General features: G+C 65.2%; 13 protein-coding genes. 6 read left to right on the forward strand and 7 right to left on the reverse strand.

What is annotated here, in order from left to right; genetic code table 11:
* The first annotated feature begins 301 nt into the window (after positions 1-301).
* Positions 302-796, forward strand: coding sequence for a hypothetical protein (locus tag MCHLDSM_RS17160; RefSeq protein WP_234714062.1), 495 nt, complete (start codon positions 302-304; stop codon positions 794-796).
* 78 nt (positions 797-874) lie between these two features.
* Here the strand turns inward: MCHLDSM_RS17160 and MCHLDSM_RS17165 are convergent, their stop codons facing one another.
* Positions 875-1,249: a hypothetical protein gene (locus MCHLDSM_RS17165; RefSeq protein WP_234714068.1), complete on the reverse strand. Its 375-nt coding sequence runs from the start codon at positions 1,247-1,249 to the stop codon at positions 875-877.
* 88 nt (positions 1,250-1,337) lie between these two features.
* Here MCHLDSM_RS17165 and MCHLDSM_RS39420 point away from each other — a divergent pair, with 88 nt between their 5' ends.
* Positions 1,338-1,601, forward strand: a complete 264-nt coding sequence (locus tag MCHLDSM_RS39420; protein ID WP_234714074.1) for a hypothetical protein — start codon at positions 1,338-1,340, stop codon at positions 1,599-1,601.
* 31 nt (positions 1,602-1,632) lie between these two features.
* Here MCHLDSM_RS39420 and MCHLDSM_RS17175 read toward each other — a convergent pair whose 3' ends face one another.
* Positions 1,633-2,589, reverse strand: coding sequence for a DUF4226 domain-containing protein (locus MCHLDSM_RS17175; protein WP_041321962.1), 957 nt, complete (start codon positions 2,587-2,589; stop codon positions 1,633-1,635).
* Positions 2,590-2,733: 144 nt separating this feature from the next.
* On the opposite strand from MCHLDSM_RS17175, the gene vapB reads away from it, so the two are divergent.
* From vapB to MCHLDSM_RS17190, 3 genes are read left to right on the forward strand one after another with little or no spacing between them, the layout of a single operon-like run.
* The gene (gene vapB / locus MCHLDSM_RS17180) at positions 2,734-2,961 is read left to right on the forward strand and encodes a type II toxin-antitoxin system VapB family antitoxin (RefSeq protein ID WP_048471216.1); all 228 of its coding nucleotides are present in this window, start codon (positions 2,734-2,736) and stop codon (positions 2,959-2,961) included.
* Positions 2,952-3,362 (forward strand): PIN domain-containing protein, encoded by a 411-nt coding sequence (locus MCHLDSM_RS17185; protein WP_041789295.1) that lies wholly within the window; start codon positions 2,952-2,954, stop codon positions 3,360-3,362. Before vapB ends, MCHLDSM_RS17185 begins: the two co-directional genes overlap by 10 nt.
* A 46-nt stretch (positions 3,363-3,408) precedes the next feature.
* On the forward strand, positions 3,409-4,965 hold the full coding sequence (locus MCHLDSM_RS17190) for a serine/threonine-protein kinase (protein ID WP_048471217.1): 1,557 nt from the start codon (positions 3,409-3,411) through the stop codon (positions 4,963-4,965).
* On the opposite strand, the gene ligD is transcribed toward MCHLDSM_RS17190, so the two are convergent.
* From ligD to MCHLDSM_RS17215, 5 genes are all read right to left on the reverse strand, one after another.
* Positions 4,966-5,952, reverse strand: a complete 987-nt coding sequence (gene ligD, locus MCHLDSM_RS17195; RefSeq protein ID WP_053083015.1) for a non-homologous end-joining DNA ligase — start codon at positions 5,950-5,952, stop codon at positions 4,966-4,968.
* Between the two features lie 86 nt (positions 5,953-6,038).
* On the reverse strand, positions 6,039-7,778 hold the full coding sequence (locus tag MCHLDSM_RS17200; protein ID WP_053083016.1) for an AIPR family protein: 1,740 nt from the start codon (positions 7,776-7,778) through the stop codon (positions 6,039-6,041).
* 258 nt (positions 7,779-8,036) lie between these two features.
* Entirely contained in the window at positions 8,037-8,837 is an 801-nt protein-coding gene (locus tag MCHLDSM_RS17205; RefSeq protein WP_234714075.1) for a hypothetical protein, read from the reverse strand.
* Positions 8,838-9,008: 171 nt separating this feature from the next.
* Complete coding sequence (locus MCHLDSM_RS17210) at positions 9,009-9,464, reverse strand: hypothetical protein (RefSeq protein ID WP_013470243.1); 456 nt, start codon at positions 9,462-9,464, stop codon at positions 9,009-9,011.
* Between the two features lie 162 nt (positions 9,465-9,626).
* Positions 9,627-10,943, reverse strand: a complete 1,317-nt coding sequence (locus tag MCHLDSM_RS17215; protein WP_048471220.1) for an IS256 family transposase — start codon at positions 10,941-10,943, stop codon at positions 9,627-9,629.
* A 473-nt stretch (positions 10,944-11,416) separates the two neighbouring features.
* Here MCHLDSM_RS17215 and MCHLDSM_RS17220 point away from each other — a divergent pair, with 473 nt between their 5' ends.
* Positions 11,417-12,016, forward strand: coding sequence for a hypothetical protein (locus tag MCHLDSM_RS17220; protein WP_082168930.1), 600 nt, complete (start codon positions 11,417-11,419; stop codon positions 12,014-12,016).
* Positions 12,017-12,096 lie beyond the last annotated feature (80 nt).

Below are 12,096 nucleotides of genomic sequence, written 5' to 3' on the forward strand. Positions count from 1 at the left end.
GATCGGCTGATAAAGCTGGTCAAGTGGAATTCTCATCCGATCTGATACACCGCAGTTCAGCTCACTGGTCCTGTGTCAGATCAAATGAGAACGGACAGCACCAGCTGCTGTTGACCTCGCCGAGTACCTACGCCGGCCGCAAGTGGCGCGCCGAGGCGCCGCGGAGCTGGGCCTGCCGGTGCTGCACTTCGAAAGCCTCGACGCCGCCACGGTCAGTTGGTGTCGCGATTGGCGCGCAGAGATACGAATGACCGATCTGGCAGCCGAGGTGGCCGCCTCCCCCGCGGTGACGGTTGGAGCGGTGGACTTCGTGCTGGTGCACCTCGGACAGAGCCGCCAGCCTGTCGCTGACCGTCTCGCCCAGTTGGGCACTCGGGAGGCCCGTTTCGGAGAGCTGTTCAACGGCGGAGAACTTGAGGCGGCGCTCGACGAACACATCGAATTCTTCGACGGCATGCCAATATTCACCGTTCTGCCGGTGGTGGCCGCAATCGTCGACGACCTCATGCCAGTCTCCCGGCTACGCGCCTGGTCGGTGGCCGAGGTCATCCATACAATGCTGCCGACCAATTCAGGCATGGCGGTCGCTTCTGCCCTCGACGGCGCTGGCCGGCCTGGTCGTCAGTTGGTGTCGGCCGACCGGCTCGACCGCGACTGGCTCGATGTCGGCCTCACGGGAATCCCCGGTCATCCGGCCCTGGTCGGCCGGGCGACGATGTTCACCTACCTCGACGATGCGCGCGCCGCCCTAGCAGGCGTCGCCGACGAGGTGTTCACTGTTCGAGCTGGCGGTTAACCCGGGTCTCAGTTCTGCTGTGCTGCTGGACATTTGAGTCTTCCGGCCAGCACGCTAACTAGAAGTGCGGTGTCATCTTCACTCACGCTGCGCGACCACCCAGGGGATCGCTCGGAGGGCACCAAACACGAAGATGGACCAGAGGCACAGGATTCCGACCCATAGCGCCATCTCGTCGTCGCGCAGCCACGCCGCACTATGAAGGGCGCCTTCGACGAGGGCGCCGATACCAACGAACGAGAACAGGATGGCGCTGAGCCCAACGACCGCGCCCAGCCCCAGTGTGCTGCGGGATGGCCATCGGCGCTTCACGTACGTCTCAACAGCCAACGCCGCGAAGAGAAGCGATCCGGCCCACGCGATAACCCAGAAACCAAGCATGGCGCTGATGCTAGGGCGCGTCTGCGACACCGTGGTCAATCGCTTGGTCAGCACGCCCGAGCGCGTCACCACCCGACCCACCGTCTTCCGTAGCGCGGTAGCAGGTGCGCGGCGAAAATTGTTGCTCAGCAACCTATTGAGGTGCCCTTACGATCTTCGGGTGGGGGTTTCAGCGAGCAGTCTTGCCTTGCTCGATGCGCGCGCCGATGATGTCGGATCGCGCATTCACTGGGAGATGCATGTACGTGCCGGTGGTGATCCGGAGTCTGTCGGACTGACCGCCGGCGCCGGTCATGTTTTCATCTACGAGCCCGTCCGCCTCGACGACCGCGCCGTCGCGCATATCAACGCCCTTCTGGACGCGCTACTGCGCCGCGAACGCTGCATCGTCGAGGACCACCAGGGCCAACCGCGATTGATCTGACGCTACGAACCCGAACCCCGTGGCTTCCTCGCTAGGGCCTGGACGGATCGGGAACCCACCACCCGGGCATGTACTCCACGTAACCCCACGGGGCAAGCTGATCTGGCGCTATCTCCACCACGTCGCGGATATCAATGGGCTGCTGCGGCTTGGGCCACGGCGGCTGCGCACCGTAATAGGAATCAGGGTGTGGGACACCAATTCCCGGAGCGACCTGCTGATAGCCCGGCGGGAAGAGCGCACCGGAGTCCGGGTCGATCACCCGAACGTCGCTCAGATCGAGGGGGTACTTTGCCGGCGGAGGGGGCGGCACATACCCCAGGCCGCCCTCAGGGTCTGGATACCAGAGGTTGGGGCCCACCTGCTTGTAGTTCGGTGGCGCGAGCTCGCCGTCACCCACGTAGGTCAACTTGGTGACATCGAGCCAGTACCGCGGATCTTCACCGTGTGGTGGGTCTTCACCCGGCTTGTCGGTAGGAAGGTCGGCCGGAGCTTGGGGCAACTCACCGGAGCCGTAGCTGAGCGCTCTCACCTCTCCGGCGGCCTGGCTGGACTGCTGCTGAGTCGAAGCCACCACCGACTGGGCGCGGGCGACCTGCGTCCGCAGAGCCTTGAGCACCATCATCTCCGCCGCAGGTGTGCGAGCCGATCCAGCCACCTCGGCGATCGAGCGCGTCTGGGCGACAATCGTGTCCATTTGGCGCGCCCCGCCCTCAGTGATCTGCGCCGCGTTGGCCAATCGAGCTTCCAAGGTGGAGTCGGTACGGCCGGCGGTGACCAGCTCCCGGTTCTGCTGCTGTACCACCGACGCATGCCGATCCACCAGCTGACCAGACAGGCCCGACATCTGCTGACCCGCGCCGCTGACAGATTCCGCTGCCGTCTGCAAAGGAGCTCCCGACGTCGCCACAGGCCCGGGTGTACCGAACAGCGAGCGGGCGCGTTCGACCACCGCCAGCGCCTGGGCCGCCTCAAGCTGAATGGTCACGCCACCAATTATCGGGCATGCAGAGCCCTGGTGACAGCAGGAGTCAGCGCAGCCGGGCGGGTTTCAGTCGATATGAGTGTCGCCGCAGGGGGCCAGCCAAACGCCCTGTAAACTGATAGCGATGATATCAGGAGGTCACGCCAGATGGGCGATGTCCTAATCCGCGGACTGTCCGACGCGGCGATCGCGCGTATCGACGCCGACGCCGCCGCCCGCGGTCTCTCGCGCCAAGAATATCTGCGAACCAGATTCGAGACCGAAGGTTCAGTGAGCGCCCCCACGCGGACCATGACCGTCGACGATCTACGCCGCGCCGCCGCGGCGGCCACCGACCTCGACGATCCCGACATCATGGACGCCGCGTGGCGGTGACCAACTGGCTCATCGACAAATCGGCCTACACGCAACTGGTGGCCTCCCCAGACGCCCAGGCCTGGGTCGAGCGCATCGAACGCGGTCTCGTGCGCATGAGCACCGTCACCCGCCTACAGATCGGCTACTCGTTCCGCAACGGATCGCAGGCCCGCAGCGAATCAGGCGCACCGCCGCTGGCATTGATGCCGCTCGAGTACCTGACCCCAGCCGCCGAGGACCGCGCCGTGGGCGTGCAGCTCCAGCTGGCCGACCGTGGGCTGCACCGCGCCCCGGCGATCCCGGATCTGCTGGTGGCCGCGGTCGCTGAGATGGCCGGCCTCACCGTGCTTGCCCTCGACACGGACTTCGACCTGATCGCGCAAGTCACCGGACAAGCCGTCGAACGGCTCCGCCTATGAGCACACACGTGCGCAGCCGTCACCGTTCGGCAGGGAAGGCGTCGACATGACCGCACCTAAGGGCCAGCCCCCGCCGCCCACCAACATCGCCGGATACCGCGTCGAGCGGGTCCTGGCCGTCACGGCGATGGCGACCGTCTACCTGGTGCACAGTCCCACCCTGCCGCGCCGGGAAGTGCTCAAAGTGCTTCAACCCGAGCACGCCAACGGCGACCACGTTCGCGCCCAGTTCCTCCACGAAGCCGACATCACCGCCGGGCTCGAACATCCCAACATCGTGCGCGTGTTCAGCCGCGGCGAGACCGACACCGGCCAACTGTGGATCGCCATGGAGTACGTCGAGGGAACCAACGCCGAGACTGCGCTGCGCGACGGACAGATGACACCCGAGCGGGCAGTCCACATCATCACCGAGGTCGCCCGCGCCCTGGACTACGCGCACTCCCACGGGGTCGTGCACCAAGACATCAAACCCTCGAACTTCCTGATCGCCGCCCAGAAACTGCCGGGCGGTCTCGACCGCGTCGTGCTCACCGACTTCGGTGCCGCCCTGTCCCCCCACAGCCGCGGAGCTGGCAACGGGCCAATGAGCGCCACCCTCGCCTACAGCGCGCCCGAAGTCATCACCGGGACAGCAGCTTTGGACGGACGCGCCGACGTGTACTCGCTCGCGTGCACGCTCTTTCGACTGCTGACTGGAGAACACCCCTACCCGACAGACGCCGGGGTCGGCGCCACAGTGAAAGCTCATCTGGACACCACCCCGCCCCGGGTGTCCGACCGGCTTACCTGGGCCTCACCACAACTGGACAGCGTGATCGCCAAGGCGCTGGCCAAGAATCCCGCTGACCGCTACCCCACCGCCGGCGACTTCGCGGCCGCGGCTAACGCAGCACTCACCCTCCCCCTGCCCTCGGCGCCAGTAGCGCCGCCCGCCGATCGCGACGAGCCGCCACCCCGCACCGAGGTAGGCGGGGCCGAGTCCCACGGCGCAGCAGCGGATTTCATCAGCCTGCTCCCTCATACCCGTGCCGTCTCGCAACGGCGCCAGCTGCTCGCAGCGATCGCAGTCGCCGGCGTGCTCATCGTCGCCCTCTCGGTGTGGCTTATCGGCCGCGGCTCCGACCCGCCCGACACCGCACCCACGGCGGCGCCAGCGACGACCACTGCGGCCCCGCCCGCAGCGCTGGAGGACCTCCGGCGGCTGCTCCCGTCCGGCTATCCCGCCGACGCATGCACCCCAGCACCATCCCCCGATGGCGCGACGGTGATCACCTGCGGACCAAACACCGACCCTGGTGGACCCCGCAGCGCCACCTACACCCTGGCCGGCGGACCCGAGGCGCTGCGCACCACGTTCGACCAGCTCGTCGAATCCACGACAGTGGTGGTCTGCCCCGGAAACATCCAGTCCCCCGGCCCGTGGCGCCGCAACGACACCCCCGCCGTCACCCGCGGAACCGTGCTGTGCGGGCTGAGCAATGGCCGGCCGCGCGTGGTGTGGACCAATGACGCGCAACGGCTCATCGCCGACGTGCAATCAGATGGCCCTAACGACCCTCGGCTGGACCAGCTCTACGCCTGGTGGGGCACACACTCGTAATCAGCCGGCTACCGCGCCGGCATCGCGCGGCAAACACACCGCCGACACGGGCGCGGAACGCAGCCCCTTCCACGACGCATGGCGCAGGCCTTTGCCCGCGTGATACTCGCGATAGGCAACCTCACCGACATACCGCGGCTTGAACCACTGGACCCCCGACATCGACGCCCCCTCTGCCACCGGCGGCGCGGGGGCCTCGGTCCCGGCCAACAGTGTGGCCAGGCGGCGACGTTCGGCACCGCTAAAACCCGTGCCCACCTGACCCAGCAGCACAAGTCGGCCCGCCTCGTCGTGGGCCGCCAGGATCAGGGCCCCAACCTCACCGCGAGGGCCGGCGAACGCCCCCACGATCACCGCCTCGGTTGTCGCGCGCACTGGAACTTTGATCCAGTCCCGGGACCGCCCCGACCGGTATGGCGAATCCAGCCGTTTACACACGATGCCCTCATGGTGCTGATCAGCGCAGATAGCGAGCATGTCGGCAGGAGCGACATCGGTCCAGTGTCGGGGCACCGTCAGTGCTGGCGAACGCTCCATCACCATCAGTGTGTCCAACAGCTCGCGCCGCTCCCGGTAAGGCCAGTGCATGACGTCCTCGCCGTCGATGTTCACCACATCGAAGGCTAGAAAACGCGTGGGAACCTCACGCACGAGCTGCACGCTGGGCCGACGCTGCTGAGGCCACCGCCGCTGAAGCCGTCTAAACGACGGGCGCCCGTGCTCGTCGACGGCGACAATCTCGCCGTCGAGGACCATTCGACGGCCACCGACCGCAGCTGCGACGGCGGATAACTCGGGGAAGGTTTCGGTGATGTCCGCCCCATTGCGCGACGTCACACGAAGACGGCGATCAACAGTCACCATCCCCCGCTGGCCATCAAACTTCACTTCTACAGCAAACTGACCGCCGCGGGGTGCCGGGCCCAGCGTCGCCAACATGGGCGCAGGGGCCACGAGGCGGTCGGGCGACAACGAAGTGCGGGTCACGCTTCGAAGGTACCTACCGGCGGCGCCGGCGTTGTGCTAGACAGCACCGGTTCTCACCTGGGCTGGGAAGCCGTCGTTTGAGATCGTCAAACCCCCGCATTTGGCTTTGGTAGCGCGCGTTCAAGCAGAAGGTCAACGAACTTTGGGCCCTTCACGATCTTGTCAGGCCCGTCGCCGGTCTCATCGACCCGCGCACTCAAACTCTCCCGAAGGACCTCAAGACATTCCGTTAGATCAGTCGAGGTGATGGTCGTGCCGGACGCCGCGATAGTTTGTAGCTGCGCCGGATTGTGCACTTGAGCTTTGAGAAGCCGGGCGGCCGCGATCATCGACAGGTGGAAGCGCAGATTAGTTCGTTCCTGGGGCGTAGTTCCCGCCTCCTCAGAGAGGAGGAATGAGTCAACGGCCTTCTGCGACTGGGCCATCCAAAGATAGACATCAAGCGCGATATCCCTTGAGAAGATCTTCCGGTAATCGTCGTCACGTTTGAGCAGGCTAGATGGACGGGCGCGCGAATTGTCGGGCCGGCTCAGTCCCATCGCCATGACGGCTTGAGCGAGCAGCGGAATGCTCACGATGCGCTCGACGCTCTTGCCGTTGTTCCGGTAGTAGTTCTTCCGACGATCATAGAACCAACCGTGGGGGAGGAAGTATGCCTCGATGTCGCGCTGGATCTCGTCTGTAGCGCGAAGGGAAGCGGCCGGCACCGAAGTCTGTCGGTTGGTCGCGCGGATAACGCGATCGCGAGTCGATGCATCGTCGGTGACAAGGATCCGCACCAGAACCGCACGGTCTAGAGCGGGATGGTCTTCTGCGGCGCCGCGCAACACATCGAAGACAGTGTGCGAGGTCTGCAGGCCATTGACCACCTGCACGTCGTCAAGCGCGTACGTCTTGCCGACGACCGTCGCCCTTGAGCAAATGACCGTGATCCCATTGTTTAACCACCAGAACTCCGGCCCCTCTAGGTCCTCGAGCGACTGGCGGATCTCCTTGTTGACTTCGACGTCGCCCTGATAGTCACGCACGTTCCAGTCGAAGATGTGACGCCGCAGATCGCCGTGTTCGTCGGCCAAGAACTGCAGATAATCCCGCAGTCGTACCAGTGCCACATGGCTGTTCCCACTGGTTGCATTCTCCTGGTAGGTGAGCTGCATCGTGTACGACGGGTGTGCTGTCGCCCGCTGCCACAACTCTGCGGCCCCGAGGAAATCTACGATGCCGGTTGCGCCGGAAACAACTTCGTCGAACTGTCGACGAAGGTCGCGCGCCTTAATCTCAACCTTCGTGTTGATCGTATCGAGTTGGCCTCGTGTTGCGTACACGAACCGAATCGTCACCTGGGGATGTCGAGCGGCCAGAACCTGAAGTGCGCGGCGGAAAAATCCCGTGCGCGTCACCACCGCGGTCGAATACAGCTGCTCCAGGTCGGCCTCGTCCTCGGCCAGGCTTAACAGCCGCCGACAGGAATCGGCTACCTTTTCGATCGCCGATTCGGAGAATGAAGTGTCTCTTTTTGCCTGCACCATCCATAACTCAAGTCGAGAACGAGCAGCGACCCTACCTGGTACGAAATCGTCCTGAAAGACATCACTGTCCTCAGCCAAGAGCACATCGCCCAGAAAGACGTACACGCCGTCAAGGCCACCGTCATTGCCGCCGCCAACTACACCGTCGGCAACTTCCTCTGTCGAGAGGTCGCGGTCTCCGAGCGCCTGTTCGCAGGCGAAAAGCTCGAAGGCGTCGTCATCCTTGATAGGTGTAATGCGCTCGTCCTGACGTTGCTTGAGCACCTGATCCAGAAGAACTAACTCGTTGTTGACCACCCCGAAACGGTATAACCCGACCGCGCCCTGCGTTAAATACTTCCGGACCCAGCAGTGCGGCCCCGACAGAAGCAGATCACTCGTTGGCTATTGAACATCTATGAGTCGCTCTGAGTGGCGGCAATGCGCAGTGGGCGAGTTTGCGGCGTATCTCAGCTTTTTATAATCAGAGCAGCGGTGGTGCAGTTACTCGTGAGAAGTGCACTCAGGCTTGAGAACCTACACACCATCATCATCAGCCAACTGGGGCGGCTGGGCTCAACGGCGCCAAACGTGAACGCGGTCGGTCTTAAGTGGCGCGCCCTCTGGGCCCTTGACGTACGGAGCGATCCACTTTGGGCGGCGATCGGCATGGTTGGGCCCGCATGCCTGCTGACGCCAGTGGCCGCCAACCCACCATCGGTGGCGGTACTGACGGTCACCGCATGAACCATCGCGTTCCCCGGGCGGGCTCATGGGTCGTCGCAGCTCAATGATGCTCACCCGGTTCGGGTCCGCGGCCGCAGTAGGGGATTCCTCGGTCTGCGGTGGCGGTGCACTGCCGAGGACGCGGGTGGAGGCGACGGTGGGTTGGCCCATCAGGAGCCAGGCCGCTCCGACGACACTCACCAACGGCGACGCCTCAGCCGATCGGGCCACCTCAGCGGTGCGCGGCACTAACGGCTGCAGCAGCAGCGTCGGGTTGGTCACCCACAGCGGCGAGGACACCCCGTAAGGGGAGAGCAGCTCGGGGTTCTTAGCCAACCGTGACAACGGCTGAATTTGCAGCACCCCGTCGGGGCGAGACCACCACCACACCCCGTCCCACGAAACCTCGGTGGGATCGTTGGGGCTCAACGCATTCCATGGCACGCGCCCGGCCGGCTTGGCCCAACACAACAGCCCAGTCGGGGCCGGTGCGGCGACAGCGGGCGTCCACTCCGGAAGGGAGTCGGCGGCGTCGAGCGCGACGTCCACCATGTCGCGTGAAACCCAGTACAGCTCAGCACGTTTGATGATGTCGGCTTCGCCGCTCATCTGACTCAACGTCTCGGCCAGCTTCGCCTGCAGCCGCTTCAACCTTCGAAGGCTCTCCCCCGCAGCTCCCAGGGCTTCGGACGGTTCTGCAAGGGCGCTGGATTGGTGGTCGACAAGGCTGTCCAAAGCGTTGCACCACTGCCGGCGAATGTCGGGCAGGCCCGGTGCCGCCCACGGAGTCGCTTTGCGGCGGCTCATCGCCGGCCCGCCGTTCTAGCCGAGACCATCGGCGAACTCCATGACGGTTGCCGCCTGCTCCTCAATGAGAGAGACGAACTTCGGGACCGACTGCGTCGTCATGCGTGAGGGCAACTCCTGCGCCACCGCCCTGAGGCGGGCGCCGGCGGCCCGTAGTTCGGCCTGTTGCACCTCGCGGCTCACCGGAGACGGCGTCACATAGGTCAACACCGCCCGCAATTCGGGAAACCGGATGGCCTCACCGCCGAGCTGCTCGTTGAACAGCCGCGCATGAGTGCCATCGGTGTGAGCCCAGCTGCGCATCTCCGATTCGAGGTAGGCGGCTATCACGTGCAGTGCCGTCGGTGTGGCGGCGGCGATGGTGGATGCCCCGGCTCGGCCGTACGTGCGGACGGTCTCGGCGAGGTCGCGAACCTCGGTGACCACCTTGGCCAGGTAATTGATATCAACTTGCACATCGAAGTCGGGCATACCAGCGATCCTAAGGGCGCGGCGCACCGCTGATCTGCAAAGATTTCCCCCACTCACACCAGCTGTACTCAAGTCGGGGAGATGGCACTGCCGTGCCCGACGCGGCACGTACCCGACGCACGCCCCGGGCCGAGAAATTTCAATACCTGTGGATCGGGTTGTTCAGGCGACCTCCGTTCCGGGTTGTTCGGCGCCGTCGGTGGGCGGCTGTGTTGGGGTGATCTCGGTGGGGCGTTCGAGCAGCTTTCCCTTGTGGAAGACCGCGCCGGCGCGGACCAAAGCGACCAGGTGTGGGGCGTTGACGGCGCGCCAGCGGGCCGCGGCGGCGTCGATGAGCTTGTAGGCCATAGCCAGTCCGGCCGCGCGTGATCCCGGGCCTTTGGTGACCTTGGTGCGCAAACGCACTGTGGCGAAGGTGCTTTCGATCGGATTCGTGGTGCGTAGGTGAATCCAATGTTCGGCCGGGTAGTGGTAGAACTCCAGCAGGGTGTCCAGATCGTCGGTGATCTTGGCGACCGCTTTAGGATACTTGGCCCCGAAGTCGACCTCGAAGGCTTTGACCGCGAGCTGGGCCTTGTCGATATCCTCGGCGTTGTAGATCTCCTTGATCGCCGCCAACGCCGACGGGTGCGCTGATTTCGGCAGCGCGGCAAGAACATTAGCCTGCTTATGAAACCAGCACCGCTGCTCTTTGGTGGCCGGGAACACCTCACGCACCGCGTTCCAGAACCCGAGTGCGCCATCGCCGACCGCGAGCACCGGGGCGGTCATGCCGCGGCGGCGGCAGTCGCGCAGCAGATCGGCCCACGACTCGGTTGATTCGCGGTAGCCGTCGGTGATCGCCACCAGTTCTTTGCGGCCGTCAGCGCGCACACCCAGCATCACCAGCAAGCACAGCTTTTCCTGGTCCAGGCGGACCTTGAGGTGGATGCCGTCCACCCACAGGTAGACGTAATCGGTGCCCGACAGGTCCCGGGCGGCGAACGCGCGGGCCTCATCTTGCCACTGACTGGTCAGCCGGGTGATCGTGGTGGCCGACAACCCGGCACCCGAGCCCAGAAACTGCTCCAGGGCCGGCCCGAAATCACTGGTCGACAGCCCGTGCAGATACAAAAGCGGCAGCACCTCGCTCATCTGCGGTGACTTGCGCGCCCACGCCGGCAGGATCGCCGAGGAAAACCGTTTCCGCTCACCAGTGTCGGGGTCGACGCGTTTGTCGTTGACTCGTGGAGCTTTCACCTGCACCGCACCGGCTGCGGTCAACACCTCACGTGGCTGGTGGTAGCCGTTGCGCACCACCAGCCGGTGCCCGTTGTCGTCGAGCTGATCGGCGTACTGGGCCACATACGCGGCGACCTCGGCCTGCAACGCCGCGGCCAGCATTTGCCGGGCACCGTCGCGGACGATCTCGTCCAACAACGAGCGCCCAGAGGCCTCGTGGCCGTTGGCGTCCTCGGCGTCGTGAACTACGGTGAGCATGGGCGTACCTTCCCGAACCAGCGCGCCAACGCCGGCTCATGATCGGACCTACTGACTTTCAGATCATCCTCGGGAAGGTGCGCCCACTTTCACGCCCCCATCCCGAGGCTCATCCACAGGTTCTGATCATTGCTCCCCCGGGCCTTGCCTGTGGTTCTGCCTTTCTGGCCCTCCGATTGTGGCCGGCGGTCCGCTCCGCGCAAGGCCACGGCCTCCGCTGCGCTGCGGGCCCACAGGCTCGGGGCAGCTCCCCCACAAACGTTCGCTGCGCTCACCCGGGACCTGCCCCGCCCGGACCTTTGCACTCCACGGCCCTCTACCGGCCCAAATCTCCAGTGCCAGAAGGCAAAAAGAACGGGCGGGAGACCCCACGATGAGCACCAAGGCACACCATGAGCAGGCCAGCCTCTTCAGCGACGACACCAGCACACGACAGTGCCAGAAGGCAAAAAGAACGGGCGGGAGACCCCACGATGAGCACCAAGGCACACCATGAGCAGGCCAGCCTCTTCAGCGACGACACCAGCACACGCCGCCACCCCCGGCATGTGCTGTCGTATGGCCTCGGATTGGACAGCACGGCGGTCCTATTGCGCTGGCTCACCGACCCGTCCAGCCGTGACTTCGACCTATCCGACCTGGTGGTCATCACCGCCATGACCGGAGACGAGTTCAGTGCCACCGGGGCCGACGTTGAGCGCTACGTGCTCCCCGAGCTGCGTCGCCACCGGGTCCGGTTCGTCCAGGTCGGCCGCCACCAGCTGCTCACCACCGCCGCCGGCGAGGGCATCACCACCTTCAGCGACACCACCGAACCGGACCGACTCTTCGTCGAGGGGGCCTACGCGCTGTCGACGGAAATGCTCACCGCCGGCACCCTGCCGCAGCGCGGCGGTGCCCGCAAATGCAGCGCACGAGCCAAGGGCGCGGTCCTCGACCCGGTGATCGCCCGACTCACCGGCGGGCAGCCCTATCAGCATTACGTCGGCTTCGAGGTCGACGAGATGGGCCGAGCCGAGCGCGACGCCGCCTACAACACAGCAGCCCGAACCGGCCGCTACCCCCTTATGTAAGTTGCCCTGGGTTCGTCGGGCTCTTCGCTGGACGCTGAGTCGTCACTATCTGCCCTGATCAGCCGCAAGCTGGTCCTCTT

Source organism: Mycolicibacterium chlorophenolicum (assembly GCF_001044235.1).
Classification (GTDB): domain Bacteria; phylum Actinomycetota; class Actinomycetes; order Mycobacteriales; family Mycobacteriaceae; genus Mycobacterium; species Mycobacterium chlorophenolicum.

Excerpts from the sequence above, each read along its gene's own strand:
- MCHLDSM_RS17190 (WP_048471217.1), top strand. The coding sequence starts at position 3,409 with ATGACCGCACCTAAGGGCCAGCCCCCGCCGCCCACCAACATCGCCGGA.
- MCHLDSM_RS17210 (WP_013470243.1), bottom strand. The coding sequence starts at position 9,464 with ATGCCCGACTTCGATGTGCAAGTTGATATCAATTACCTGGCCAAGGTG.
- MCHLDSM_RS17215 (WP_048471220.1), bottom strand. The coding sequence starts at position 10,943 with ATGCTCACCGTAGTTCACGACGCCGAGGACGCCAACGGCCACGAGGCC.
- MCHLDSM_RS17220 (WP_082168930.1), top strand. The coding sequence starts at position 11,417 with ATGAGCACCAAGGCACACCATGAGCAGGCCAGCCTCTTCAGCGACGAC.
- vapB (WP_048471216.1), top strand. The coding sequence starts at position 2,734 with ATGGGCGATGTCCTAATCCGCGGACTGTCCGACGCGGCGATCGCGCGT.